This window comes from Sphingorhabdus sp., from assembly GCF_050921905.1.
Taxonomy (GTDB): domain Bacteria; phylum Pseudomonadota; class Alphaproteobacteria; order Sphingomonadales; family Sphingomonadaceae; genus Sphingorhabdus_B.
This window is the reverse complement of the sequence record NZ_CP050888.1, coordinates 1,389,780-1,414,928: the sequence shown is the minus strand read 5'-3', so window position 1 is coordinate 1,414,928 and position 25,149 is coordinate 1,389,780. Positions and strand designations below refer to the sequence as shown.

General features: G+C 56.1%; 34 protein-coding genes and 1 pseudogene. 27 read left to right on the top strand and 8 right to left on the bottom strand.

Annotated features, from left to right (window positions below; genetic code table 11):
- Nucleotides 1–47 precede the first annotated feature (47 nt).
- Together thiS and HEQ18_RS06710 are read left to right on the top strand one after the other, a co-directional pair.
- Nucleotides 48–1,055: a sulfur carrier protein ThiS gene (gene thiS, locus HEQ18_RS06715; protein ID WP_432814127.1), complete on the top strand. Its 1,008-nt coding sequence runs from the start codon at nucleotides 48–50 to the stop codon at nucleotides 1,053–1,055.
- A 274-nt stretch (nucleotides 1,056–1,329) separates the two neighbouring features.
- The gene (locus tag HEQ18_RS06710; RefSeq protein ID WP_432814126.1) at nucleotides 1,330–1,671 is read left to right on the top strand and encodes a UrcA family protein; all 342 of its coding nucleotides are present in this window, start codon (nucleotides 1,330–1,332) and stop codon (nucleotides 1,669–1,671) included.
- Nucleotides 1,672–1,716: 45 nt separating this feature from the next.
- Here HEQ18_RS06710 and HEQ18_RS06705 read toward each other — a convergent pair whose 3' ends face one another.
- The 5 genes from HEQ18_RS06705 to lnt all read right to left on the bottom strand — a co-directional run bounded on the left by HEQ18_RS06705 (nucleotide 1,717) and on the right by lnt (nucleotide 7,422).
- Entirely contained in the window at nucleotides 1,717–2,460 is a 744-nt protein-coding gene (locus HEQ18_RS06705) for a LytR/AlgR family response regulator transcription factor (RefSeq protein WP_432814125.1), read from the bottom strand.
- Nucleotides 2,457–3,584: a sensor histidine kinase gene (locus tag HEQ18_RS06700; RefSeq protein WP_432814124.1), complete on the bottom strand. Its 1,128-nt coding sequence runs from the start codon at nucleotides 3,582–3,584 to the stop codon at nucleotides 2,457–2,459. The genes HEQ18_RS06705 and HEQ18_RS06700 overlap by 4 nt, the downstream gene beginning before the upstream one ends.
- A 108-nt stretch (nucleotides 3,585–3,692) precedes the next feature.
- Complete coding sequence (trmB, locus tag HEQ18_RS06695) at nucleotides 3,693–4,397, bottom strand: tRNA (guanine(46)-N(7))-methyltransferase TrmB (RefSeq protein ID WP_432814123.1); 705 nt, start codon at nucleotides 4,395–4,397, stop codon at nucleotides 3,693–3,695.
- 58 nt (nucleotides 4,398–4,455) lie between these two features.
- The gene (gene metK, locus HEQ18_RS06690; RefSeq protein WP_432814122.1) at nucleotides 4,456–5,664 is read right to left on the bottom strand and encodes a methionine adenosyltransferase; all 1,209 of its coding nucleotides are present in this window, start codon (nucleotides 5,662–5,664) and stop codon (nucleotides 4,456–4,458) included.
- Nucleotides 5,665–5,730: 66 nt separating this feature from the next.
- Complete coding sequence (lnt, locus tag HEQ18_RS06685) at nucleotides 5,731–7,422, bottom strand: apolipoprotein N-acyltransferase (protein ID WP_432814121.1); 1,692 nt, start codon at nucleotides 7,420–7,422, stop codon at nucleotides 5,731–5,733.
- A gap of 91 nt (nucleotides 7,423–7,513) precedes the next feature.
- Between lnt and HEQ18_RS06680 the strand changes: the two genes are divergently transcribed.
- The 4 genes from HEQ18_RS06680 to HEQ18_RS06665 are packed head-to-tail and all read left to right on the top strand — an operon-like array spanning nucleotide 7,514 to nucleotide 9,681.
- Nucleotides 7,514–7,888 carry a hypothetical protein gene (locus HEQ18_RS06680; protein ID WP_432814120.1) on the top strand — a complete coding sequence of 125 codons (375 nt, stop codon included), beginning with the start codon at nucleotides 7,514–7,516 and terminating at the stop codon, nucleotides 7,886–7,888.
- Nucleotides 7,885–8,304 carry a VOC family protein gene (locus HEQ18_RS06675; protein ID WP_432814119.1) on the top strand — a complete coding sequence of 140 codons (420 nt, stop codon included), beginning with the start codon at nucleotides 7,885–7,887 and terminating at the stop codon, nucleotides 8,302–8,304. Before HEQ18_RS06680 ends, HEQ18_RS06675 begins: the two co-directional genes overlap by 4 nt.
- Nucleotides 8,305–8,342: 38 nt before the next feature.
- Nucleotides 8,343–9,500: a JmjC domain-containing protein gene (locus tag HEQ18_RS06670; protein WP_432814118.1), complete on the top strand. Its 1,158-nt coding sequence runs from the start codon at nucleotides 8,343–8,345 to the stop codon at nucleotides 9,498–9,500.
- Nucleotides 9,469–9,681, top strand: coding sequence for a hypothetical protein (locus HEQ18_RS06665; protein WP_432814117.1), 213 nt, complete (start codon nucleotides 9,469–9,471; stop codon nucleotides 9,679–9,681). Before HEQ18_RS06670 ends, HEQ18_RS06665 begins: the two co-directional genes overlap by 32 nt.
- Before the next feature lie 10 nt (nucleotides 9,682–9,691).
- Here the strand turns inward: HEQ18_RS06665 and HEQ18_RS06660 are convergent, their stop codons facing one another.
- Both HEQ18_RS06660 and HEQ18_RS06655 read right to left on the bottom strand, forming a co-directional pair.
- The gene (locus HEQ18_RS06660; RefSeq protein ID WP_432814116.1) at nucleotides 9,692–10,243 is read right to left on the bottom strand and encodes a pseudouridine synthase; all 552 of its coding nucleotides are present in this window, start codon (nucleotides 10,241–10,243) and stop codon (nucleotides 9,692–9,694) included.
- 294 nt (nucleotides 10,244–10,537) lie between these two features.
- Nucleotides 10,538–11,392 (bottom strand): DUF3800 domain-containing protein, encoded by an 855-nt coding sequence (locus tag HEQ18_RS06655; RefSeq protein WP_432814115.1) that lies wholly within the window; start codon nucleotides 11,390–11,392, stop codon nucleotides 10,538–10,540.
- 354 nt (nucleotides 11,393–11,746) lie between these two features.
- Here HEQ18_RS06655 and HEQ18_RS06650 point away from each other — a divergent pair, with 354 nt between their 5' ends.
- The 3 genes from HEQ18_RS06650 to HEQ18_RS06640 all read left to right on the top strand — a co-directional run bounded on the left by HEQ18_RS06650 (nucleotide 11,747) and on the right by HEQ18_RS06640 (nucleotide 13,209).
- Nucleotides 11,747–12,379 (top strand): DUF433 domain-containing protein, encoded by a 633-nt coding sequence (locus HEQ18_RS06650; RefSeq protein WP_432814114.1) that lies wholly within the window; start codon nucleotides 11,747–11,749, stop codon nucleotides 12,377–12,379.
- On the top strand, nucleotides 12,380–12,778 hold the full coding sequence (locus HEQ18_RS06645; RefSeq protein WP_432814113.1) for a DUF5615 family PIN-like protein: 399 nt from the start codon (nucleotides 12,380–12,382) through the stop codon (nucleotides 12,776–12,778).
- Between the two features lie 188 nt (nucleotides 12,779–12,966).
- Nucleotides 12,967–13,209: a hypothetical protein gene (locus HEQ18_RS06640; protein ID WP_432814112.1), complete on the top strand. Its 243-nt coding sequence runs from the start codon at nucleotides 12,967–12,969 to the stop codon at nucleotides 13,207–13,209.
- Nucleotides 13,210–13,322: 113 nt separating this feature from the next.
- Here the strand turns inward: HEQ18_RS06640 and HEQ18_RS06635 are convergent, their stop codons facing one another.
- Nucleotides 13,323–14,399, bottom strand: a complete 1,077-nt coding sequence (locus tag HEQ18_RS06635; protein WP_432814106.1) for an IS5 family transposase — start codon at nucleotides 14,397–14,399, stop codon at nucleotides 13,323–13,325.
- Between the two features lie 44 nt (nucleotides 14,400–14,443).
- Between HEQ18_RS06635 and HEQ18_RS06630 the strand changes: the two genes are divergently transcribed.
- The 18 genes and pseudogenes from HEQ18_RS06630 (at nucleotide 14,444) to HEQ18_RS06545 (ending at nucleotide 25,134) form a co-directional block, all read left to right on the top strand.
- Nucleotides 14,444–14,773, top strand: a complete 330-nt coding sequence (locus tag HEQ18_RS06630; RefSeq protein ID WP_432814111.1) for a hypothetical protein — start codon at nucleotides 14,444–14,446, stop codon at nucleotides 14,771–14,773.
- 34 nt (nucleotides 14,774–14,807) lie between these two features.
- Nucleotides 14,808–16,061: a DNA-packaging protein gene (locus tag HEQ18_RS06625; RefSeq protein ID WP_432815969.1), complete on the top strand. Its 1,254-nt coding sequence runs from the start codon at nucleotides 14,808–14,810 to the stop codon at nucleotides 16,059–16,061.
- A 69-nt stretch (nucleotides 16,062–16,130) separates the two neighbouring features.
- Nucleotides 16,131–16,622 (top strand): hypothetical protein, encoded by a 492-nt coding sequence (locus tag HEQ18_RS06620; RefSeq protein ID WP_432814110.1) that lies wholly within the window; start codon nucleotides 16,131–16,133, stop codon nucleotides 16,620–16,622.
- Nucleotides 16,623–16,701: 79 nt separating this feature from the next.
- Entirely contained in the window at nucleotides 16,702–17,016 is a 315-nt protein-coding gene (locus HEQ18_RS06615; protein ID WP_432814109.1) for a helix-turn-helix domain-containing protein, read from the top strand.
- A complete protein-coding gene (locus HEQ18_RS06610; RefSeq protein WP_432814108.1) occupies nucleotides 17,013–17,483 on the top strand; it encodes a hypothetical protein in 471 nt (156 codons plus the stop codon). Before HEQ18_RS06615 ends, HEQ18_RS06610 begins: the two co-directional genes overlap by 4 nt.
- Before the next feature lie 52 nt (nucleotides 17,484–17,535).
- Nucleotides 17,536–18,651 (top strand): annotated as a pseudogene (locus HEQ18_RS06605) (phage portal protein); the annotation flags it as partial.
- Nucleotides 18,652–18,956: 305 nt separating this feature from the next.
- Complete coding sequence (locus HEQ18_RS06600; protein ID WP_432814107.1) at nucleotides 18,957–19,277, top strand: DNA/RNA non-specific endonuclease; 321 nt, start codon at nucleotides 18,957–18,959, stop codon at nucleotides 19,275–19,277.
- Between the two features lie 40 nt (nucleotides 19,278–19,317).
- Entirely contained in the window at nucleotides 19,318–20,394 is a 1,077-nt protein-coding gene (locus tag HEQ18_RS06595; protein WP_432814106.1) for an IS5 family transposase, read from the top strand.
- Nucleotides 20,395–20,469: 75 nt separating this feature from the next.
- Nucleotides 20,470–20,742, top strand: a complete 273-nt coding sequence (locus HEQ18_RS06590; protein WP_432814105.1) for a DNA/RNA non-specific endonuclease — start codon at nucleotides 20,470–20,472, stop codon at nucleotides 20,740–20,742.
- A gap of 10 nt (nucleotides 20,743–20,752) precedes the next feature.
- Nucleotides 20,753–21,199, top strand: a complete 447-nt coding sequence (locus HEQ18_RS06585) for a hypothetical protein (protein WP_397605826.1) — start codon at nucleotides 20,753–20,755, stop codon at nucleotides 21,197–21,199.
- Nucleotides 21,200–21,262: 63 nt separating this feature from the next.
- Nucleotides 21,263–21,709: a hypothetical protein gene (locus HEQ18_RS06580; RefSeq protein ID WP_397605825.1), complete on the top strand. Its 447-nt coding sequence runs from the start codon at nucleotides 21,263–21,265 to the stop codon at nucleotides 21,707–21,709.
- Between the two features lie 132 nt (nucleotides 21,710–21,841).
- On the top strand, nucleotides 21,842–22,099 hold the full coding sequence (locus HEQ18_RS06575; RefSeq protein ID WP_397603326.1) for a DUF6127 family protein: 258 nt from the start codon (nucleotides 21,842–21,844) through the stop codon (nucleotides 22,097–22,099).
- A 12-nt stretch (nucleotides 22,100–22,111) separates the two neighbouring features.
- Nucleotides 22,112–22,480 carry an HK97 family phage prohead protease gene (locus HEQ18_RS06570; RefSeq protein ID WP_432814104.1) on the top strand — a complete coding sequence of 123 codons (369 nt, stop codon included), beginning with the start codon at nucleotides 22,112–22,114 and terminating at the stop codon, nucleotides 22,478–22,480.
- Nucleotide 22,481: 1 nt separating this feature from the next.
- Nucleotides 22,482–23,549, top strand: coding sequence for a phage major capsid protein (locus HEQ18_RS06565; RefSeq protein WP_432814103.1), 1,068 nt, complete (start codon nucleotides 22,482–22,484; stop codon nucleotides 23,547–23,549).
- Between the two features lie 133 nt (nucleotides 23,550–23,682).
- Nucleotides 23,683–24,222 carry a head-tail connector protein gene (locus tag HEQ18_RS06560; protein ID WP_432814102.1) on the top strand — a complete coding sequence of 180 codons (540 nt, stop codon included), beginning with the start codon at nucleotides 23,683–23,685 and terminating at the stop codon, nucleotides 24,220–24,222.
- Nucleotides 24,219–24,545 (top strand): head-tail adaptor protein, encoded by a 327-nt coding sequence (locus HEQ18_RS06555; protein WP_296199819.1) that lies wholly within the window; start codon nucleotides 24,219–24,221, stop codon nucleotides 24,543–24,545. The genes HEQ18_RS06560 and HEQ18_RS06555 overlap by 4 nt, the downstream gene beginning before the upstream one ends.
- Complete coding sequence (locus HEQ18_RS06550) at nucleotides 24,542–24,739, top strand: hypothetical protein (RefSeq protein ID WP_432814101.1); 198 nt, start codon at nucleotides 24,542–24,544, stop codon at nucleotides 24,737–24,739. Before HEQ18_RS06555 ends, HEQ18_RS06550 begins: the two co-directional genes overlap by 4 nt.
- Nucleotides 24,736–25,134: a DUF3168 domain-containing protein gene (locus HEQ18_RS06545; protein ID WP_397605820.1), complete on the top strand. Its 399-nt coding sequence runs from the start codon at nucleotides 24,736–24,738 to the stop codon at nucleotides 25,132–25,134. Before HEQ18_RS06550 ends, HEQ18_RS06545 begins: the two co-directional genes overlap by 4 nt.
- Nucleotides 25,135–25,149 lie beyond the last annotated feature (15 nt).

The window sequence follows — 25,149 nt, the reverse complement described above, 5'->3', positions numbered from 1 at the left end:
CAGCTCGCTCGTCATTATATGCCAGTAATTAAAAATTGCGAGATGAAATGACCTCTAATCTGTCCTCCGATAGTATTGCCCTGACGCTCAATGGCGAGCTGCGCCGTTTTCGCATCCACGCCACCGTTGCCGATCTTGTCCGCGACATTGGCCTTGATCCGGCCAAGGTAGCTGTTGAACGCAATCTGGAGATCGTCTCCCGATCAACGTTGGAAGATGTTGTGCTGGTCGATGGCGATAGGTTGGAGATCGTCCATTTTGTCGGCGGCGGGCAGGACATTGCCCCGAACGATAGCTGGACAGTGGCGGGACGCAATTTTCATTCGCGGCTGATTGTGGGCACCGGCAAATATAAGGATTTTGAACAAAACGCCGCCGCGCTTGTGGCATCGGGCGCGGAGATTATTACTGTGGCCGTGCGGCGTGTCAACGTGTCGGACCCCAAGGCACCGATGTTGACCGATTATATCGATCCCAAAAAATACACTTATTTGCCCAATACCGCCGGATGTTTCACCGCCGATGATGCGATACGCACCTTGCGGCTGGCGCGTGAGGCGGGCGGCTGGGATCTGGTTAAGCTTGAGGTGCTGGGCGAGGCCAAGACATTATATCCCGATATGCGCGAAACGTTAAAGGCGACCGAGGTTTTGGCCAAGGAAGGTTTCTTGCCGATGGTTTATTGCGTCGATGATCCGATCGCCGCCAAACAATTGGAAGACGCAGGCGCAGTGGCCGTGATGCCGCTTGGCGCGCCCATTGGTTCGGGGCTTGGTATTCAAAACCGCGTGACCATTCGCTTGATTGTCGAAGGCGCGAAGGTTCCGGTTCTGGTCGATGCGGGTGTCGGAACCGCATCCGATGCTGCCGTGGCGATGGAACTGGGCTGCGACGGCGTGTTGATGAACACCGCGATTGCCGAAGCCAAGAATCCTATCGCCATGGCCATGGCGATGAAATTGGCGGTCGAATCGGGCCGCATGGCCTATCTGGCGGGCCGAATGGGACGGCGAATGTATGCGGACCCCTCCAGCCCGCTGGCTGGCCTGATTTAGGGTCAGGACCACTTAAATCCACCTTCGCGGCGTCAAAATGGCGAATGTAGTCGTTGGTCGATCAATTTGGTGCATTGGTCGTGACTTTGGTCGAATCACCGATTGTCTTTGCGCTTTATCGAAACTGTCATGCACGGGTAACGCAGCAGGTTTATCTGTGTGTCCGTAGGCGGGGCGCATTTCATGCTCACCAGCTTGGGATGTTTGTCCGCCTGCAACCCTCTCCCCCTTTGGCTGGCGGCCTAACGCCGCAGCCAATTTGAAAGGTATATATATGGCATCCCCCAAACACATGATATTATCGTTGACCCTTGCCTGCGCTGCGATGACAACCACGCCTGTCATGGCCAGTATAAAGACGCAGGATATCCGTCACGCCGATCTTGATCTTTCGTCCGCGGAAGGCCGCGCGCTTCTGCAAACGCGCATTCGGCAAGCCGTTCTGCAGGTATGCGGCAGCCCGCGCAGGACCTCCATCTTGGAGAACCAAAGCCAACGCAATTGCGAAAAAGCGGCCTATCTTAAGGCCGACTTGGCAAGCGAACGGGTTGTTGCCGCTTATATGGAAAAGCGCGGCCTTTCTCTCGATAGCACAGCAAGCGTCACTTCCGGCTGATTACCACAGGTCCATAAAACTCCGGCAGACCTCTGCCGGAGTTTTTTATTTGCCAGCAAGGCGTTTGACATCGGCCAGATATTTTCGCCCGATGCGCATACTGTGTTCTTCGCCCAGCAGAGCATGCCAGACCCCGCCACCTTCATGCCGCAGTCCCGTGATGAGATCACGGCGCACAATATGGCTGCGGTGAATGCGCTGAAACCGTTCGGGGTCCAATCTTTGTTCCAGCGCAGAAATCGTCTGGTGCAGCAAATAGCTGCGGCCATTGGTATGCAGCCGCATATAGTCCCGTTCGGCCTCAACCCGTTCAATATCCGCGACAGCGACGCGAATAAGCTCCGCGCGGTGGGACACCCAAAATTCATGCGCGTAACGACCATTGGTTTTTGCCGAAAGCTCGGGCACATGCGTCTTGGCCTTCGGCGCGCCAGTTGCGCGCAGGATCGCACGGCCAAGACGTTCGCTCGACACAGGTTTCAGCACATAGTCCACCACGTCGAGGTCAAACGCTTCAATCGCGAAATTATCATACGCCGTGATCAGGATGATTGCGGGTTTTTTGGGCATCAACCCCAAGGCGCGGGCGGCGTTGATGCCGTCCATTTTGGGCATGCCGATATCCAGAAAAATCAGGTCTGGCGTCAATGTTTGGGCAATGCGCAGTGCTTCTACGCCGTCATTTGCCGTGCCTATAATTTCGATCATGGGATGATCAGCGCTCAATATTTGCAGGCGCTCAATGGCCAGTGGCTCATCATCGACAATCAACGTTCGCAGCCGTTTCATGGGGCGATCCTCCGGTTCAGGGGTAAAGTCAGCATGGCGACAAAGCCCCCGCCACGAATCGCTTGCGTATCAAGGCGCGCCGCCGACTTATAACGTGCTTCCAATCGGTCGCGGACATTGGCCAAGCCAATGCCGCTTCCGCCAACATGGTCTGGATCGACGGCTTCGCCATCATCCAAGACGCTGAGGATAAGAACATCGCCCTCACTCTTCGCGCTGATGGTCAATTCTACCGGACGGGTAGTGCGCGAGACACCATATTTAATCGCGTTTTCAACCAAAGGTTGCAGGATTAATGCCGGGACATGCTGCCCCATCAATGCATCGGGAATGTCGATTTTGACGCGCAGCCTTTTGGGATAACGCACGCTTTCAATTTCGAGATATAGCCGTTGCAGCTCGACTTCTTCTGCAAGGGTGACATCCTCCAGCGGGTCGGACGACAGGCTTGTCCGATAAAAATTGGACAGATTCTGGATCATTGCTTCGGCCTCTTTGGGCTTTCCGATCATGACGAGGCTGGAAAGCGAATTCAGCGTATTGAACAGGAAATGCGGATTGACCTGATAGCGCAAGGAACGCAGCTCGGCATCTTGGGCCGCTTGGGCAAAGCGGGACGTTTTTCGCTCGGCCTCGCGCACTTCACGTGCGTAGCCAATGGCGACGTAAAGCGCGCCCCAAGCGATCAGGAAAAAATAATGCGTAACCGAAATATCGGCAATGTCTTGCCAAAATGACAGGCCCAGTTTTTCTTTCAAATCCTCAACCGTGCGGCCAATGCTTGGGTCTTTAAACAGGCTGACGGGGTCATACAGGTAAAAGATATAGAAATTGGCAGATGCCAATATCACGGCGCACGGAATGGCCCCAACAAAGGTCCAGCCGACCCGAAAGCCAAGGGAGCGGCGGTCGGCCATGCGCAAACCGATGTAGAGTATCCAGGTCACAAGCACACCGACCAACGCCACCATCAAACGACGTTCGAACAAGATAGCTTGCGCAGGAAAGTCGAGCAATGCGGCGCGCAGTGTCAAGATCAGCGCATAAAAGGCCCAAAAGCCAGTTATGGTTAGCAATGCCATCTGGTGGCCAATCAGCGGATGCGGGGAGGTAGCTCTTTCCATATCCTTCCATACCGCATTTTTCGCGGCTTGCACCACGTGCATCGTTGCTCGTCGAACGCTGCGCCAAGTTCGTCGAATGATTATCTGTGGTCGCGGGTGTTAATCCATTTAGGCCTCTTTGCGCCGATAGCGGAAGTACCAGACTTCATGCCCAAGGCGGCGTGCCTTTGCCTCATAGCGGGTTTCGGGCCAGCCACCGGGGCGGTTCTGGAAATCGGATGCGTTGTTGCACAACCAGTCAAATTGCTGCCGGTGGCGCTGCATAATCATTAGCGCGTGGCGGACATAGACGGGGTGATCGGTGCCAAAGCGGAATTCTCCGCCGGGTTTTAGTTTTGCCGCAATCAAATCAACGGGTCCGTCATTCATCATCCGGCGCTTTATGTGCCGCGCCTTTGGCCAAGGGTCGGGATGCAGCAGATAGACGAAGGACAATGACCCGTCGGGCACACGGCGCAGCATGTCCAGCGCATCGCCCATGTGCAGCCGCACATTGTGCAAGCCACCTTCGCGGATATGCGACAGCGCTTGCGCAACGCCGTTCAAAAACGGCTCGCAACCAATAAAGCCATGATCGGGCAGCAGGTCGGCGCGAAACGCCAAATGCTCCCCGCCGCCAAAACCAATTTCGAAATGCATCGCGCGACCGTCGCCGAACAATTGCTTGCTGCCCAGCGCGCCTTCGTCCGGAACCGAAATCTGCGGCAGCAGATTGCCGACCAAGTCAATCTGCTCCGAACGCAGCTTCTTGCCCTTTGAACGGCCATATAGGCGGTTCAGCGTCGTTGGGTCACCGATTTTGTTCGCAGTCATGCGGGTGGCGGCTAAACTTTCGGCCGCCACCCTGCAAGTTTAATTACGTAAGTGGTCCTTACCCTAAAGCAGCTTTCAAATCTGCGACCAAGTCCGTGCGCTCCCATGGGAAGAAGTCGCCTTCGGGCTTGCGGCCGAAATGGCCATAAGCGGCGGTCTTGCGGTAAATCGGCTTGTTCAGGCCAAGATGCGTGCGGATAGCGCGCGGGGTGAGGCCACCCAGTTTTTCGATGGCCATGATGGCGGCTTCAATCTGGTCATCGCCGACCGTGCCGGTACGATGCGTGTCGACATAAAGCGACAAAGGCTTGGATACGCCAATGGCATAAGCGAGCTGAATGGTGCAGCGTGTCGCAAGGCCAGCAGCAACGATATTCTTGGCCAAATAGCGCGTGATATAGGCGGCAGAACGGTCGACCTTCGTCGGGTCCTTACCCGAAAACGCGCCGCCACCATGCGGGGCTGCGCCGCCATAGGTGTCGACAATGATTTTACGGCCAGTCAGGCCCGCATCGCCGTCGGGGCCGCCGATTTCGAAGCTGCCGGTCGGGTTGATGTGATATTCGGTTTCGGTCAGCAAGCTGGCGGGAAGCAGGTCGGCAATAACGCCCTTCACATAATTGTGCAGATCGGCTTCTTTCTCGCCTTGGTCATATCCCGTCGCGTGCTGCGTGGACACGACGATAGCGGTTGCGGCCTCTGGCTTGCCTTCATTGTTGTAGCGCAAGGTAACCTGGCTTTTGGCATCGGGCTCAAGGAAAGACGCAGCACCCGAATGACGGTCTGCGGCCATGCGCTCAAGGATCTTGTGGCTGTAATCCAGCGTCGCTGGCATCAGGTCGGGCGTTTCGGTGGACGCATAGCCAAACATAATGCCTTGGTCGCCGGCGCCTTCGTCCTTGTTGCCCGTGGCATCTACGCCCTGCGCGATGTGCGCAGACTGGCCATGCAGGTTATTTTCGAAGCGCAAAGTTTCCCAGTGGAAGCCGTCTTGCGCGTAACCGATTTCCTTAACGGTGCGGCGGACGGTGGCCTCGATTTCTTCTTGGGCACCCTCGGCCCATTGGCCATTTTCATAAACGCCCTTGCAGCGAATTTCGCCCGCGAGCACAACCAACTGAGTCGTGGTCAATGTTTCGCATGCGATGCGCGCTTCGGGGTCTTTGGATAAAAACAGATCGACAATGGCGTCGGAAATCTGGTCCGCAACCTTGTCAGGATGTCCTTCGGACACGGATTCGGAAGTAAAAAGGTAATTTGAGCGCATGGTTTTTCCAGTCTATTGCTGTGTCTGCGTATAAAGAATTCTTTATATCGTGACGCGCCCTTAGCCTTAACCGCGACGGCGGGCAAGCGGTAACAACGCCGCAAGGATTAACAGCCCAGCAAAAGCCAGCGGAACGACATTGCCAAATCGCGCGAACAGGGTTGGTGCTTTGGCGCGGGGTATCACGGCATCGATGCGGCCATCGGTGCCCAAGGGCAGGCTTTGCACGATCTGGCCATTGGCGTCGATGATGGCGCTGATCCCTGTGGGCGTTGCGCGGATGACGGGCAGGCCTTCCTCAATCGCGCGCAACCGTGCCTGCGCCAGATGCTGCGGCGGGCCGATATTGCCGAACCAAGCGTCGTTGGACGGGTTGAAGATGAAATCGGGCCGGTTCTTGCGATCAACCGTCTGGCCGGAAAAAATAATCTCATAACAGACCTGCATGCCAATTTTCACCGGCTTGCCGTCAACGGTCACGGTGATTGTCTGCGCGCCCGGGCCAGGCCAGAAATCAAGATCGCCCGGCACCAATCGCGCGAGGCCAAGTGGCCTAAGCAGCCAGGGCATCGGCAGATATTCACCATAAGGCACCAGATGTGCCTTGTCATAATGGCCCAGAATACGGCCAAAGGCGTCCATGGCGGAAACGCTGTTACGCGCGGCAACCAATTGGCCCTTTTCAAAAACAAGCCGATTTGCACCCGTCACCAACACATCACCATCGGCCATCAGCGTGGTGAGCCGCGCGCGCGCACCGGCGGCACTTTCGCCAGCCTGCCCCTGATAATAGGGATAGGGATATCCGTCCTCCAGATAATCCGGAATTGCCGCCTCTGGCCAAAGGATCAGGCGCGGCGCTTGGTCCGGCAACGGGCGGCTGTTCATCGCCAGCTTGGCGAAATTCAGCGCGTCATAGCCGGGCGCATATTTGTCGGCTTGCGAGATATTGGGTTGGACGACGGTGACGGCGGCTCGCTCGCTGAGCGAAGGCTCCGTCACATAAATTTTGACCGACGACAAAATGGCCACGCCGACAATCGCCGCCAAAACAAATCCGTTTGTCCAACGTCGACTGCCGAGCAGCGCCATCGCACCGCTGGCCAAGATCATCAGCCCCCCAACGCCGTAGGTCCCGATTGTCGGAAGCCAAAGATCAAACCAGTGCGAAACAAATCCGACCGCGAGCGGGTTCCAGATATAGCCTGTAAACACCCAACTGCGCAGCCATTCGGTGAAGATCCACAGGCCAGCAAAGGCCAAGATGAGCGGGAGGAAATCAGGGCCGTTTCGCACATCGTCACTCCCGCGCAGGCGGGAGCCTAACGCCTGACCATCAGGTTCAATCGGCGGCTCAGGCGTTGGATTCCCGCCTTCGCGGGAATGACGAAGGATTTTCGTCGCAAGGTGACGTATCCAAACGGCCCCCGCCGCCGCCAAGGCCGGATAAACTGCCAGATACAGCGCCAGCGCGACCACGGCGATATAGCCAAGCCAGATCGGCATCGCCGCCTGAAAGGTGAATGCGACCGCTATCCATTGATTGCCAAAGGTGAAATGCCCGACCCCGAACAGCCAGCCAAGAATGAAAGCGCGCTTTGTATTTTGGGCATGCGCGATCAGGTGGATCAGCAACGCAAAGCACGCGAGCGTTAACGGCCAAAGCCCCCATGGCGCAAATCCATAAGCCGACAATGCACCAGCGCCGATAACGGCCCAGCGCGGAAAACGATGAAGCAGGGCGGAGATTTTCTGCACGACCCGCCTTTGCCCGTCGTATGTGACAAATGCAATCGGGCAAACATCGTCGTTGCTTGCAGTTCATGCTTTGGCTGTTAAATCCGGGCGCATGATATTTTTCGCCATCGCGCTTGTCGCCATTACACCTTCTGCGCTCACCGATGCGCATCAAGGCGATATCGCCTGTGTCGCCGTCATTGCGACGTTGGCGGAAAAACAGCGGACAGGCACGGCGCCAGCCGATGCGCCCGACGTGCGCCAATCGGGCAAAAGATGGGCGGGCATTGTCGGCAATCGCGTCACCACGCAAAGCGGGCAACCGCGCGAATTGGTCGCGGTCGCGTTGTCTGAAGCTGCCAAAGCCGAATTTCAGCGGCCAAGCGATCTGGCGCGGATCAACAGTTGCGCCGTGCAAATGACGGCGGAGCTTGCTAGTGCCGACAGCATCGACAAACCTTTGCCCAAGCCGGTGACATCAAAATGAGCTTACGTCCGTTCCATCTGGCCTTTCCCGTCCACGATCTTGCCGAAGCGCAGCATTTTTATGGCTTTATCATGGGCTGCGCCGAAGGGCGGTCGTCCGACCAATGGATCGATTTCAACTTTTTCGGCCACCAAATTGTCGCGCATCTGGACCCGTCGGCGCGCGGTGTGTCGGCGCATAATCCCGTCGATGGCCATGACGTCCCCGTTCCGCATTTCGGCGTTGTTTTGGATATGGACCAATGGGCGGCATTGGCCGAACGCGCAAAGGCGGCGGGCGTCCGGTTCGGCATCGAGCCGCATATCCGGTTCAAGGGGCAAGTGGGCGAACAAGCCACGATGTTTTTTTATGACCCAAGCGGCAATGCTTTGGAGTTCAAGGCCTTTGCCGACGACGCCAATGTGTTTGCGCGCTGACGCTTGCATTTTGCCGCTTTAGGCCACAGCGCGACGTCATGGACTTTCAAAATTTCGACATCGACCAATTTTTGCGCGCATATTGGCAGAAAAAACCGCTGCTGATCCGCAATGCGTTTCGCGACTGGCAAAACCCGCTGGAGCCTGACGAGCTGGCGGGGCTGGCATGCGAAGAGGACATTGAATCGCGGCTGATTTGTCAAACCGATGCGGGTTGGGCGATGGAGCAAGGTCCGCTGGCCGAGGAACGGCTGACTGGCCTTAATGAAAGCCATTGGACGTTGCTGGTGCAAGCGGTTGACCATCATGTGCCCGCCGTCGCCGACCTGATCGCGCCGTTTCGTTTCATTCCCAATTGGCGCATCGACGATGTGATGGTCAGCCTTGCCGCCGACCAAGGCGGGGTTGGACCGCATTTCGACCAATATGATGTTTTCCTCATCCAAGGGCTTGGCCGCCGCCGTTGGCAGATCGGCGCGCACTGCGACGCCGATACTTTGTTGCTGCCGCATGAGGATTTGAAGTTGCTCAGCGAATTTCAGGCGACCGAGGAATGGGTGTTAGAACCCGGCGATATCCTTTATGTCCCGCCGGGCATATCGCACAATGGCGTTGCGGTGGGTTCGGATTGCATGACCTACTCGGTCGGGTTCCGCGCGCCATCGCGTGGCGACCTTTTGGGGCATTATGTCGATGATGTTCTCGACGGCATAAAGGACGATGAACTCTATCGCGACCCGGATTTGCAGGCTCAGGCTAATGCGGGGGAGATTTTACCCGGCGCGCTGGACCGCTTGCAACAGATGATGCTGGAATCCTTGTCCGACCCCGCCCATTTCGCCCGCTGGTTCGGCACCTTCAACAGCACGCCCAAATATCCCGATATGGATTGGCGGCCCGAAATACCCGTTGCGCCGGAGGAAGTCCGCGAGGCCATCATCGCCCAAACGCCGCTGTCGCGTAATCCGGCGAGCCGATTGGCGTATATCGCGGGGGCCAAGGACATAGATGCAGTCATGCTGTTTGCCGATGGCGTCTGTTTCGATTGCATTGACGAGACGGCGGCCTTGGCGAAAGATTTGTGCGCTGCGGATAGTGTGGTCCTCGACGTCGCACTGGCGGGCAGCGCGGCGGCCATCGATCTCCTCACGCAACTTTGCAACAATGGCTGCATCGCGTTTGACAGCGAGGATTGATCTGCGCACGCGGTTAAGCATCTGCGCGAAGAAAGCGCGTTATGTGTGCGCGGCAGACGCGCTATCGGCGATTGCAAAGGCGACAATCACGCTGCGGCATTATGCCTGCGACCGGTGCGGGCAGTTTCATTTGACCAGCCGGACGAAGGGCAAGCGCATCGCGCGGCCGGTAACGGACTGAGGGCGACGCCTTAGCCTTCGACCTCGCGCCACGTGCCCGGCGCAATGCCATCGATCGTCCATGCGCCAATCGCGCGGCGGACCAGCCGCAATGTCGGATGCCCGACTGCGGCGGTCATGCGCCGAACCTGACGGTTGCGGCCTTCACGGATGGTCAGCATGATCCAGCTATCGGGTACCGACAGCCGGACGCGGATCGGCGGGTCGCGCGGCCACAGCATGGGATCGGCAATCCGTTCGGCCTCGCAGGGCAGGGTCAAGCCGTCCTTCAACGAAACACCGCGCCGCAATTGGACCAGCGCATCGTCGGTCACTTCGCCCTCCACCTGCACCAGATAGCTTTTGGCCATTTTATATTTCGGGTCCGAAATCCGCGCCTGCAACCGGCCATCATCGGTCAGCAGCATCAACCCTTCACTGTCCATATCCAACCGCCCAGCCGGATAGACGCCTGGGACATCCACAAATTGCGACAAAGTCAGCCGCGGCGAGCCCTCCGTCCCCTTGTCCGTAAATTGCGGCAATACGCCATAAGGTTTGTTGAACAGGATGATGCGGGACATGGGGGCGTGCTGTAGCGAAAGCGGGGGAGATGCGAAATGATGTTGTGGGTGGGGGGGGGGGGGGGGGCTGACTCTGGCGGCATCAAAAAAACCTCTGGTGCCAAAAAATCGGTCTCGCTGAAGAACGAAAAATACCGACGGAACACCGTCTATGGTAGGTACTTATCCACAAACATACCAACATATGGTGATAAAATCAGGTTGCGTTTCCCAATAACTTCTTATAAGTGGAGAAATCCTGTCCGATTTGAAACCTCACGCCCTGCGTGGGGCCTTCTGTAGAATCGGACGGGGTTACTTTCCTTTAGTTTTAGCTTTTTTCGTTCGCGACGGGTCTATGACTGCGTTGTTCGGAACGAACAGCCAATGCCGATAAGGATGTTCAAAACGCTCGTGCGGACCGTCCATTATCCCTGTGCTCGTTCCGACATTAAAGTTCGGATAAATTTCGCGAATTCTATCTTTGATCTTTGCATATACACGCGCTTTAGCTTTGGTCCGCTTGCCGCGACGTTTAGCGGGCGGGTGCGGCCTTGTATGCTTTTCGTTGAGCCGCGACTGTATTCCGCCCAAAACAACATCCAGAGCCTGAAGGATATGATGCTCTTTGGAATTCACCTCGGCAATGTCATGATAGGCGATCGACATGCCAGCACGAGACCACTTTGGGAACGATGAAAGCGTGGACATATAATCTTTGAACTGGCGGAACTTATCTGAATGATGGGGGACATCGTCGAGCAATAACTGGGCCGTTGCTGTGTCCCCGTCAGGAACAGCATATTGTAGTCCAAAGGCATGTTTTACAAACTGATAATAAAGCATAAAATAATCACGCCCTATCATATATTCTTCTAGAACAGGTCTATGCCTGTTGTGGGTGAACATGATACGAATTTTCATGTCGCCGCGCTCTACAATATCAAAAACTTTATCGACAAAAGCTATATATTTATCAGCGTAATTTTCGGTAATTCGTTGCCATTTCATTTCGCCATCAAAAATTCGCAGTTCGTTCTTTAATGCTTGTAATTCTGCTTCGATAGCCTCGCGTCGCGACGCAAGTATGAGCACTCCGCCATAGAAGTTCGAAAAGAACTGTCCTTTGTCGTCGGATTCATCGCAATATATGATGTATCTAGTTGGCATTAAAGGAAATGGTGATAGAAATCGATAAGAGTCAAGCCGATAAGTTCAAGCAGTCCACCCACGATCTGGATTGCGACACCGACGAAAAGCGGGGGAGATGCGAAATGATGTTGTGGGTGGGGGGGGTGGGGGAGATTCCAGCTTGAATGGGCGTGGGGGTGAGGGTAGTCGGATGCGCCTGTAACAGTCACCATATCGTCTGCCTGACGATAAATGCTCAGGCTACCTAACTTTTTCTTTTCTTTTCTTTGACTTGTGCCTGGCGCATTAAAAAATCCGTCCAATATCATTGACGAAAAGATAACCGAAGTTCAAAGTCGCATCACGACTTTACTAGTCGTGATGGAGCGCGCTTTGACCAATTTGATTGCAGCCTTTAGCATCGAACAGGTGCATCGCTTAACTGGCTTGTCAATTAGTCGATTGACCGGGTGGGACAATGACGCGTTTTATCAGCCAAGCCTAGCCTATAAAAACAGAAGAAGTCCGTACAGCAGGATTTATACTTTTGAGGATTTGGTGGCGCTCCGAACTCTATCACTATTGCGTGAGCGAGTTTCTATGCAGCATTTGAGAAGAGCCGCCGTGAAACTTCGGGAGCATAGTGGTCGGCCTTGGTCAGAGTTGACCTTATATGTCGTAAATCGCGAGGTTCATTTTAAGCCGCAAGGGTCTGACCAGATCCAAGGGGCAGTAAGTGGTCAAATAGCGTTGGCTATCCCACTATCCAGTGTCGCCGAAGATATGCAGGCAAAGTCGGAAAAAATGCGCCTTCGTGACAACAGCTTGGTAGGCAAAATTGAACAACATCGTTTTGTAATGGGTGGCGATCCAGTGATCGCAGGCACTCGCGTTTTGGTATCAAGTATCAAAGCTTTCGCGCGCGCTGGTTACTCGATCGGTCAAATCATTGAGCAATATCCGAGTCTCAAAAAACAGGACGTGCAAGCCGTTCTAAAAGAACATGAATTGACACAAGCAGCGTAATTGGGTCATCTTTCCATTATGCGCTTTTTAATTGACGAAAACGTGCAGACGGCAATAATCTTGGCCTTAACGGAGTGTGGCCACGATGCAGTTCGTGCGACTGAAATTTTGGAAACTGGTGCTGCAGATCCTTTAGTAGCCACAGCAGCTGTTGAGAATGACCGGATACTTGTCAGTCATGACAACGATATGAGGCGCATTGAACGCAAAATATCTGAAACCCATCGTGAGAGATTTCCAAGTTTGTGTAGGCTCATGTTCTGTCTTCCCGAACCAGAGGCATTGGCACGGTTGTTGATGTTTTTGCCTTTGGTCGAGTTAGAATTCCAGCAAGCCAGGCAGGCGAATCAGCCAATGATGTTAGAGATATGCGCAAGGCGAATACGCATTCATCGCTAGGTGCTTTAGTGATGCAGTTTATGCGTATTAACCAAATAGGCTAAAAACATATTGACATCGTAACCATAAAAGGTTAGTTTATGTCATAGTCGAAAATTGCGAGTCGCACACTGACCCGCTTTCATCATCACCCAATGGGTCGAGGAGCAATCTTTGGCCCTTTTTCTTTGCGCTCAGGAGGGCTTTTTATGGCCATCAATAAAACACCCGTGCCCGATGCGCGGTTGAATATGAAAATTCGTGCCCAGTTTCTGGACCATTTGGCGCAGACGGCGAATGTGTCGGCGTCTGCACGGGCGGCAGGCGTAAAGGGCAGTGCGGTCTATGCCGAGCGGCGGCGGACGCCGGCGTTTCGCGATGCATGGGCGCTGGCTTTGGCAGAGGGCTATGCCCGGTTGGAGACCGATTTGGGCACCTCCATTAACCGTTGATTTTGGTCAAGCGGCCTCGATATGCGCGTTGCAGGCACCTGATCGGTGCATTTCGGGCTGAGATTGGCTCTATTGCCGCTGTTTTGGCTCCTATTTCTGGATTTTGGACACAATTATCCTGTCGCCGCTCGTCGTTCGTGGAACAGCAGGCGCTGCATATTGTACGCAAGATTGGCGAGCATGATCTTCGTCTCGGCACGCTTGATGCCGATGGTGCGGATGAACAGTCCCATATGCGCCTTTTGCTGCGCAAAGACGTGCTCGACCCTTGCACGTATCTTCGACTTTGTTCGGTTGGCTGCACGAAGCGCTTCTGACCGTGGCTTGCCCTTTGGCTTCTTGCGGTGGATGCGGCTGACCCGGCCATGGGCTGCAAGCCACGCTTCATTGGTCTTGGACCGGTAAGCGGTGTCGCCCCACACATCAGATGCAGTGTTGTTTGTCGTGACCACTTCGCGCAGTTGTGATCCATCATGACGCGCGCCGTGCGTGACCACAGCCTTGCGGATGAACCCGAAGCGCTGATCGATAGCTATATGATTCTTGTAGCCAAAGCTTGGGATCGCAATGTCGATCTGCGGCTTGCCGTTCGCAGCCATGCGCGCTTTGGCAAACTTCACCGTCCAGCGCGCATCTGTGTCTTTCTGCGCAGCCTTGGCGGGTTGGTCGGGCCAGACTTCCTGTGCCGTCTTGCCCGTTTTGATTGCATCCTTCTCGTCTTGCGTATTGCGCTGCTTGGGGGCTGCAATCAGCGTTGCATCGACGATCTGGCCGCCCATTGCCAGATATCCATTGGTTCGCAGCCGGTGGTCAAAGGCGTCAAACAGCACCTGCAAGGTTCCGGCATCGGTCAACTTCTCCCGGAATAGCCGGATCGTGTTGGCATCAGGCGTTGGCGCTCCAAGATCAAAGCCCAGAAAACGCAGCCAGCTCAACCGATCACGGATCAGATACTCCATGCGGGCATCGGCCACATTGTTCTGCGCCGCCAGAATAAGGATCTTGAACATCGATACGCAGTCATAGGGCGGTCTGCCACCCTTCGAACCGTCCGAATAAGCCAGTGCATTGTCCAGGATCACACGAAAGCCTTCAAAATCAACTATCCGCCCCAGCGCCTCAAGCGGATCGCCATTGGCCGAAAGCCGCTTCAAATGATCCGATAAACCGAACAAACCCGCCTGCTTCATAATCGCCTCCCGATGGGGACCGTTGAATCAGATCACACGCTCAAATGCCAGAGGTTTTTGGAGGTGCCCATTTGCTGGCTGAAGCGCTGCAAACGGCGAGCGGACGGACCGCCGATGGCACGTTGAAAGCGCGGGCGCAAAAGCATCGGCTGGCGATTGCCTTGCTCAGCGCACACCGTGCATCGGTGAAGGGCGGCGCGCTTGCCGCCCCTGCGGCCAAGCCTGCGCAGCCCGATTTGGCGACATTAAAGGCGCAGTTGATCCTGAAGCTCACGCAAATGCGGCAACGCGCCGAAGAGAGCGCGGCGGCGCGCGCCGAACCCGAAACTGAACCCGAACGCGAAGGCGAAGGCGAAGCAAATGCCGATGCCTAATGCGCAGGCGTTGCTGGCGCTGCCTTATGAGCAGATGGTCGAGGTCATCCGCCGCTGGACCCGGAAAAACATGGCCGACACGCAAAGCTGGAACTTTTGGGCCCGCGATGATCAGGCGGAGCCCTTGGAAGACTGGCGCATATGGCTGGTGATGGCGGGGCGCGGCTATGGCAAGACGCGCATGGGGGCGGAATGGGTGAGCGCATTGGCGGCGCAACATCCCGGCGCGCGCTTTGCGTTGGTGGGCGCGACCTTGAATGAGGCGCGGGCCGTGATGGTCGAGGGCGAAAGCGGCCTGTTGTCGCTGCCCTTTGGCGAGCGGCCTGCTTATGAACCCAGCCTGCGCCGTTTGACATGGGCCAATCAGGCAACGGCGACGTTATTTTCGGGCGCAGAGCCCGAAAGCCTGCGCGGGCCGCAGCATGACTTTGCCTGGGCCGATGAAATTGCGAAATGGCCCAGCGGGATCGCCGCGTGGGACAATCTGATGCTTGGGCTTCGCCTCGGGCAGAACCCGCGAGCGATGGCGACAACTACGCCGCGTCCGGTGCCTTTGGTCCGGCGGCTCGATAAGGAAAAGGGGGTGGCGGTGACGCGCGGACGGACAATTGATAACGGCATGAACTTGCCGCCGGACTTTATTGCGTCGGTGCGCGCGATGTATGCCGGGACGCGGCTTGGGCGGCAGGAATTGGATGGCGAGCTGATCGCGGATGCGGATGGTGCGCTGTGGTCGCGGGACTTGCTGGAACGGCAACGTGCGGCGTGCGCGCCCGAGTTGAAACGCGTGGTCATTGGCGTTGACCCGCCCGTGTCGGAAAATGGCGACGCGTGCGGCATCGTCGCGGTTGGGCTGGGCGTTGATAAAAACGCCTATGTGCTGACGGACCATAGCATCTCTGGCGCATCGCCCGAACGCTGGGCCCGCGCGGTCGCGGCTGCGGCGGATGCTTGGCAGGCCGACCGCGTGGTGGTCGAGGATAATCAGGGCGGCAATATGGTCGAAACCGTGTTGCGCGCGGCGGACATTGCGATGCCCATAAAGCGGGCGCACGCGAGCCGCAGCAAATCTGCCCGCGCCGAGCCAATCTCGATATTATACGAAGCCGGGCGTGTTTTTCACATCAACGCCTTTCAAGAGTTGGAGGACCAGATGTGCGGCCTGATCGCAGGCGGCGGCTATGCAGGCCCCGGCCGCTCCCCCGACCGCGCCGACGCGTTGGTATGGGCCTTGACCGAATTGATGCTCGGCAAAGCAGAACGGGTGCCGCAGGTGCGGTTGTTGTGAATTGACAGCGAGAACAAAACCAATACTAAATGTTAATTGCTCAGTATTTGTTAAGGACTGTTGACTTAAATGGCAACACTACTAAATCTCGCTCAATCCGGAGAAGTCATAAAGGTCGATCCGGTTTTGGGTCTTAGAGAGTTGGAATTGCGTCGCATTTACCTGCTCCCGAGGGCTCATAAGTGGCTTGTAGAGGTGTTACCTGAAACTGATTCGGACCGTAATATCGAAGAAACCCCCTCCGAGCAGTTGGATGCGTTGTTCTATGAATTTTGTTCAGGGCAGGCTCTTCCAGTTGGTCGAACTTTTAAGGCACTCGTTCATCTTGGTGACGGGGTGTGGGAATTGAAAACTGCTGATGTCCGCCTATTTGGTTGGTTTACGCAGAGAGATTGCTTTGTGGTTTCGGACTGTGACAGCAAATATAATCTCATCCAGCGAAGAAGTATGTACCGTGGCTATTGTGAACAAGCTGTACGTTTGCGCGATAACCTTGCTCTAGACGAACCAAAATTTGTAACCGGAGATAATCCAGATGACGTCATTTCAGATTGCTATTAGCCCAAGCAGGCGCGCCGCTGGACGTTTCATTTCACGAGTGCGCCGTTCGCTTCAGCGCGCGCTTGTTGAAGAAGGAGATTTGAGCGGCATCAATCAATCCCGAGTTGCGAACTCCATCGGTGTGCATCGTTCTGTTATTAGTCGCGAGCTAAATGGCACTCAGGATATTACTTTAGGACGTGTTGCTGAGCTTGCGTGGGCCTTAGGCAGAGAGATTGAGTTTGACTTAGTTGTGCCAAAGGTGCTTGCGGGTACCAACGCTTTGCCGACGACTAATGCCAGTCCAGACCCTTCGGTTCATATCGAAAGTATGCCTAGTCTTACCGAAGCCTCTTCAAATTCTGGTTTTAAACCAAAATCTAACGACTTCCGCCTTCAGGAGCTGGTGTCTTGATAATAAATCCAAATTTCCCAGGAGGATTTGTTACTTTTTGCGACGATATAAGGCATGAAGTTACAGGGAAAATGACTCTAGTGGGCACCTATCAGAGTCAGATAAATGTCATGGGTAGTTCACCAGTCGTACTGGCACAATTGTGCGCGCTTATTGATTTCCGATTTAAGGCCGATTCGTTGCCGATGTCTCCAAAAATATTCGTGTTTCGTTCGGATGAAGTGGAACCGATTTTTTCGATGGAAGGTCATATACCTGCAAACGAAGAAACCTTGTTTGAAGACATTTCGGATATTGAAGGCGGTTCTGTCCGGTTCCATCAAATGATTGTACCGGTCCTCCTCCACGGAATCGCAGTGACCGAGTCCTTTCGGTTAAAGGTGAGGGCGTTCGTAGGGGACGATGAAATCCGTCTCGGATCTCTAAAGGTAAATCTCATGCAGTCGGAAGCAGAAGAAAGCAGCTAGGCGCCGTCTAGCTGAAACGCTGAAGCAGCAACCTTAAAAAACGGAAAAAATCATGAATATCTTCGGTTGGAAATCAGCCGGGCGTGGGTATCTGCGTCCGGCCAAAACGCGTGTGCAGCAGGATCGTCTGCCGGGCTTGCGCGGATATGCTTTGGGTAGCCTGGGCGAATGGCCCCGGCATTATGAGGCGCAGATGCGCGAAGGCTATTTGTCGAACGCGATTGCGCAACGCGCGGTGCGGTTGATTGCCGAGGGGCTGGCGTCCGCGCCGTTGACCGCAAATGATGCGCGCGGGCTGGAACTGGTGCGCGCCACGTCGGCGGGGCAGGCGTTGATGGAGACGGTGGCGACGCATCTGTTGCTGCACGGCAATGCCTATGTCGAGATATTGTCGGGCAATGACGGGCGGCCAGCCGAATTGTTCGCGCTGCGGCCCGAGCGGATGACGATTGAAGCCGACATGCGCGGCTGGCCCGTGGCGTTTGTGTATAAAGCAGGCGAGATCGCGAGCCGTTTGCCCGCCGAAAATGTGATCCACATCCGCGCAATCCACCCGCTCGATGACCATTATGGGCTTGGCTGTCTGGGCGCAGCGTCGGGCGCGGTCGCGACGCATAATGCGGCGACGAAATGGAACAAGGCGTTGCTGGATAATGCCGCGCGGCCATCGGGGGCTTTGGTCTATGACATGGGCGACAGCGGGACGTTGAACGGCGAACAATATGCGCGGTTGAAGGAGGAGCTTGCCGCCAGTTTCCAAGGCGCGGGCAATGCCGGACGGCCGATGTTGCTGGAGGGTGGCTTGAAATGGCAGGCGATGGCGCTGACCCCAGCGGAGATGGATTTTGCCGGATTGAAGGAAGCGGCGGCGCGGGAAATCTCGCTCGCTTTTGGCGTGCCGCCAGTGCTGCTTGGTCTGCCCGGCGATGCGACTTATGCCAATTATCGCGAGGCAAACCGCGCTTTGTGGAACCAGAGCATCATCCCGTTGGCGCGCAAGATTTTGGACGCGCTGGCGCAAGGGCTGCGGCCCTATTTTGACGGCCTGACGTTGGACTTGGATTTGGATGCGATCCCTGCGCTGGCCGAAGATCGGGAGCGGTTGTGGGCGCAAGTGGGTGCAGCGGACTTTTTGACGACCGAAGAGAAACGCGCGGCGGTGGGCCTTGCGCCGGCCGTGCAGCCGTCAGAGATATCGAACGAAAATGGTGCGCTCGAATTCAAGTTCAATCCGTGGCACGACACCGAAAACGGCCAGTTCACATTTAAGGGACAAGGGCAAAGATTTGCTGGCGGTGGCGGAAGTTTCGGCGGTGGCGGTGCTTCGGGGGGGGGTGGAGTAAGCCTAAGGCACCAAAGCCGAAGAATGATGGCGGCGGTTTCCGTGGTGGGGAACCGGGTGGCGATCAAGCGAGTCGAAGTTGGGATGGGGCCAAACCTACCACGCCACCGACAAAACCGCTCGCCAAACCATTGGCAAAGCCGATAGAAGTCCGGACGGAAATCGTCAGAACCACTGTTCCGAAAGTTTTGGAAACACCTGTCGAGCGACCGTTGCCGACAACTCGGAAAATTTCTGCAGGCGGCTATGATTTTGAGGCGGATGAGCAGGATCGGACGGTTCGGGCGTCTGGTCAGTTGCGTTTACAACCCGATCAGCCACGATCCCGCGACGCGCAGACCAACGCAGGAAAACCCAATCGTGAACAGAACGATCATGGCGGCCATTTCATTGCCCGCGAATTCGGCGGACCGGAGATCAGCTGGGCACCTCCAAAAACCTCTGGCATTTGAGCGTGTGATCTGATTCAACGGTCCCCATCGGGAGGCGATTATGAAGCAGGCGGGTTTGTTCGGTTTATCGGATCATTTGAAGCGGCTTTCGGCCAATGGCGATCCGCTTGAGGCGCTGGGGCGGATAGTTGATTTTGAAGGCTTTCGTGTGATCCTGGACAATGCACTGGCTTATTCGGACGGTTCGAAGGGTGGCAGACCGCCCTATGACTGCGTATCGATGTTCAAGATCCTTATTCTGGCGGCGCAGAACAATGTGGCCGATGCCCGCATGGAGTATCTGATCCGTGATCGGTTGAGCTGGCTGCGTTTTCTGGGCTTTGATCTTGGAGCGCCAACGCCTGATGCCAACACGATCCGGCTATTCCGGGAGAAGTTGACCGATGCCGGAACCTTGCAGGTGCTGTTTGACGCCTTTGACCACCGGCTGCGAACCAATGGATATCTGGCAATGGGCGGCCAGATCGTCGATGCAACGCTGATTGCAGCCCCCAAGCAGCGCAATACGCAAGACGAGAAGGATGCAATCAAAACGGGCAAGACGGCACAGGAAGTCTGGCCCGACCAACCCGCCAAGGCTGCGCAGAAAGACACAGATGCGCGCTGGACGGTGAAGTTTGCCAAAGCGCGCATGGCTGCGAACGGCAAGCCGCAGATCGACATTGCGATCCCAAGCTTTGGCTACAAGAATCATATAGCTATCGATCAGCGCTTCGGGTTCATCCGCAAGGCTGTGGTCACGCACGGCGCGCGTCATGATGGATCACAACTGCGCGAAGTGGTCACGACAAACAACACTGCATCTGATGTGTGGGGCGACACCGCTTACCGGTCCAAGACCAATGAAGCGTGGCTTGCAGCCCATGGCCGGGTCAGCCGCATCCACCGCAAGAAGCCAAAGGGCAAGCCACGGTCAGAAGCGCTTCGTGCAGCCAACCGAACAAAGTCGAAGATACGTGCAAGGGTCGAGCACGTCTTTGCGCAGCAAAAGGCGCATATGGGACTGTTCATCCGCACCATCGGCATCAAGCGTGCCGAGACGAAGATCATGCTCGCCAATCTTGCGTACAATATGCAGCGCCTGCTGTTCCACGAACGACGAGCGGCGACAGGATAATTGTGTCCAAAATCCAGAAATAGGGGCCAAAACAGCGGCAATAGAGCCAATCTCAGCCCGAAATGCACCGATCAGGTGCCTGCAACGCGCATATCGAGGCCGCTTGACCAAAATCAACGGTTAATGGAGGTGCCCAGCTATAATCATTTTGCCCAGAATGCACGTTTCAATCTCAGCGAGTACCGGATCATTGAAAACAAATGGAAAAAGGCTCTGAAAGCTGGTAAGAATGTAACTGTTGACATCCAAGCCACTTATACCAGTAATTCGCGGCGACCAGATTGGATATTCGTGTTTTCAAATATTGGCGGCATTGATGAAATCGACCGCATGCCCAATAAAAAATAGGAGGAAAATCATGGCAACCGAAGAAATGGGCAAATTGCTGAATCAAATTGGGCAGCTTGTCGCCAAAACGCTTGGCAAAGTTCCCGATGATGTTTTTGTTTTTATCCGGGCTGCCGACCAGTTGAGCGGCGGGGCAATTTTTGAAAATCTGCCTGAACAAGTCATCTATCATGATTTCGGACATGACGTTCATGACACCATATTGGAATTATGGGACGCCGCGCCGCCTGACAAGAAATGGTCGATGCTGCTGTACGATATCAAGGATGGCAGGTTCGATGCCGAGTTTTTGTACACAGATGATCTCGAGGATGAATGGGACTCGCTTGACTATCGGCAGGATGCTCTTCGCGCCCGCTATGGCGACAAGCCTGTCATCTACCCCAAGCGGGACGGAAAGTTCCGTATACTGACGTTGGACGATTTGCCTGACGAAGATGAGAATTCCGCAAGCTAGCTGGCGCTGCATTTCCAGTGGGTAAAATCGAACGTTTACCCAACGACAAATAGGAGATTTGGCATGGCAAGCGAAGAAATGGGTAAACTGCTTAATCAAATTGGGCAGCAAGTAGCAAATTTTCTGGGTAAAGTTCCCGACGATGTTTTTGTATTCATCGAAGCTGCGGATCAAATGACCGGCGGCGCAATTTTCGAGAATCTGCCCGAACAAGTCATATATCGTGAATTTGGCAACGAAACACATGATACCATATTGGAATTATGGGACGCCGCGCCGCCTGATAAGAAATGGTCGATGTTGCTTTACGATATCAAGGACGGCAGGTTCGATGCCGAGTTTTTGTACACGGATGATCTCGAGGATGAATGGGACTCGCTGGACTATCGGCAGGACGCTCTTCGTGCACGCTATGGCGACAAGCCCGTGATCTACCCGCCGATGTATGATGGCGATTGGCATGAAATAACCGAAGACGACCTGTCGGGTGATGCAAATCCCGCGACCTAACGGTCGTTGCATTTCCAAAAGACACGATAACCGCCGCTTGCCGTCTGCACCATGCATGAAGCTGCGCAGATCGCGCGACCCTTAACGGCGGATAGAGCCTGTTTGGGTCCGATTTACACATAGGAAACATCAATGGTTGATAAAGAACTGCAAGGTCTGCTGGAGCAGGCCTCCGAAACTGGTGCGCGTCGTGCGCTGGCCGGGCTGGGGCTGGACGATGCCAGCGCCGCCAAGGATATGGGCGAATTGCGCGAGCTGTTGTCCGCCTGGCGCGACGCCAAACGCTCGGCGCGCAAGGCGGCGATTGGCTGGGTCGTGCGGATGGTGTTGGCGTTGTTGCTGATCGGCATTGCGTTCAAATTGGGCCTGCCCGGATTGGTCAGCCAATGAGGCTGGCGGGCTATGCCGCGATCTTCGACGCGCCGGACAAGGGCGGCGATATTGTGCGTAAAGGCGCGTTTGCCCTTATTGTGGCAGCATGACCAACGCCGCCGCATCGGCTTTGTCGAAAGCTTAAGCGAGGATGCACGCGGCCTGCGGGTGATCGCGCAGCTCGATGATGACAGCGCCGTCGTGCACGCGGGCAGCGGCCTATCCTTCGGCTACCGCGTCCGCGCGATGCAGCAACAGGAATATCGGGAGCTCACTGACCTCGACCTTATCGAAGTCAGCATCGTTGCCACCCCCATGCAACCGCTGGCCCGCGTGCTGGCGGTGGAGGCGGGTGGGCCAAACATCACAGACATTACTCAGTTCACGCAAGGAGAATGACATGGATTATGAAATTAAAGCAGACAATCTGGACGCCGTCTTTGACGGGGCGGTGCCGGCGGTGGCGGTGACGCGGCCCGTTTTGTCGGGCGGCAAGGTCGCTGACCCGGCGCGGTCGGCCTTTGTCGATGGCTATTTGCGGCGCGGGTCGGAGGTGGAGTTGAAAAGCTTCACGGGCGTAACGCCTGCCGATGGCGGCTTTGCCGTGCCGCGCGAAATTGACGAAGTTATTGACAGCGTCTTGAAATCAATCTCGCCCATTCGCGCGATTTCGAGCGTGGTGCGCGTGGGGTCGGCTGGCTATCGCAAGCTGGTGACGCAAAATGGCGTGACATCGGGCTGGGCCGCAGAAACGGCGGCGCGTCCGGAAACGGCGACGCCGACATTCAACGAAATCGTCCCCAGCTTTGGCGACCTGTACGCCAATCCGGCGGCGACGCAGGCGATGCTGGATGATGCCGCATTTGATGTGGAGGCCTGGCTAGCGGATGAAATTGCAACCGAATTTGGCAAGGCCGAAGGCGCGGCATTCATCAATGGCAATGGCACCAACCGCCCGCGCGGATTTCTGACCGGGCCGGTTGCGACGACAAGCGATGCGACGCGGCCCTTTGGCACGTTGCAATATGTGCCGACGGGCGTGGCGGGCGGCTTTGCCGCGACCAATCCGCAAGACAAGTTGGTGGAGCTGGTACACGCTGTGCGCGCGCCTTATCGTCAGGGAGCAAGCTGGGTCATGAATGCATCCACCCTGTCGATTATTCGCCGGTTCAAAACGGCGGATGGTGCGTTTCTGTGGCAACCTGCGCTCGCCGCAGGACAGCCGGATACGTTGATGGGCTATCCGGTCGTTGAAGCTGAAGACATGCCCGACATATCGGCAAACAGCCTGTCGATTGCCTTTGGCAATTTCAAGGCGGGCTATTTGATTGCCGAACGGAGCGAGACCAATATCTTGCGCGATCCGTATTCGAACAAGCCTTATGTCCATTTCTACGCCACGAAGCGCATTGGTGGCGCGCTAATCAATTCGGCGGCGATCAAATTGATGCGCTTTTCATTGACGTAAACATTTTGGCCTCTGCCCGCTGCGTTGATGGGCAGAGGCCAATTTTGGTTAAAACACATAACATCAAAAGCCGATATGGCTAGAATAGCGCAACCCCGGTAGCGCGTCTTCCCCAATTTCAAAGGAACATCAGATGTTGAGCCTTGATCCGCTCGGCCTTGACAGCGTCATGCTGGCCGAGGTTCGGGCCTATGTGCGTGTCGATGCGGGCACCGATGACAATGTGCTGGCCGCTTGCGCCGTCGCCGCCATTGAACATGCCGAGCAGTTCACGCGGCAGATACTGATCCGTCGTGGTGCAAAGGATATGGTCACGACAGGGTCGGGCTGGCAAATACTGCAAGCCATGCCCGTGCAGTCAATCGTGGGCGTAACGGGCATTCCGGCAGAGGGCGCAAGCTTTCCCATGGCAGCGTCGGCGTGGGAGGCAAAGATCAGCTCACGCGGAGAAGCCTATTTCCGGGTGCTACAGCCCGGCATTGCGGGACGTGCGGAGGTATCGCTTATCGCTGGCCTATCGGCCAATTGGGCCAGTCTGCCGGAGTCACTTCGGCTTGGCTTGCTGCGGCTGACGGCATATTTTTACAACAACCGCGATGCGAGCGATGATGCTGGCCCACCTGCCGCTGCAATGGCGTTGTTGCTCCCATTCCGCCGGATACAATTGCCATGAGCGGGGAATTTGCAGGCACATTGCGTGAACGTGTCGTGATTGAAACGCGCCTGAGCACACGCGACAGCCGCGCAGGCGCAGTAGGCAATTACAGCTATGATGGGCAGGCATGGGCGGCGGTTTCACCGTTAATGCCCGCCGATCTGACGCGCGGCGATGCCTTGTCGGCACTGCCGCGTTGGCGGGTGACGTTGCGCAAACGCGAAGGGCTTGGCCTAAGTACAAGGCTGACATGGCGGGGCAAATATCTGGCGGTGCGCGGGGCCTTAAGTGACCCGCAGACGCCCGGTCAAATGCACCTGACCTGCGAAGAAGTGCGATGAACGCCGACCGTCTGACGGCCAAAGCCGACGTCTTGGGAGCAGCGCGCGTGCAGCGGATCAGCGACCGATTGATGGCAACTGACTTGCCGCAAGACGTGCACGCCGAACGTAGTGACGAAGGCGTAACTTTAGTGGCCAAAAACCTGCGCCGCCGGATGCTGGACGACGCGCAATTAAGGAATTTCGGACGATGAGCGATGCAGTGCAAGCCTTGCAAGCCGCTGCCGTGGCGGCGCTATCGGCACACCCGGTGTTGGCCGCGCAACTGAAGGGCATTTATGACGGCCCGCCGCCCCGTGCCGACTTTCCTTATGTCGCGGTCACCGACGGGTTGGTGACCGATTGGGGGACGAAAACGCAGCAGGGGCGTGAAATCCGGCTGGCGTTTACGGTGTGGGATGATGGCGAGGCCGCGTCGCGGCTCACGGACCTTATGGGCCATGTTGACGATGCCTTAGTGGCGATCCCACGTGATTTGCCTGGCTGGCGGATCGCGAGCTTTGTCTTCCTGCGGTCGATCGTACTGCGCGATCCGGCGGGGCCATGGGCCGGGCTGGTCGAGCACCGCGTCCGATTGCTTGCCGTCTAAATCACATAATTTCTC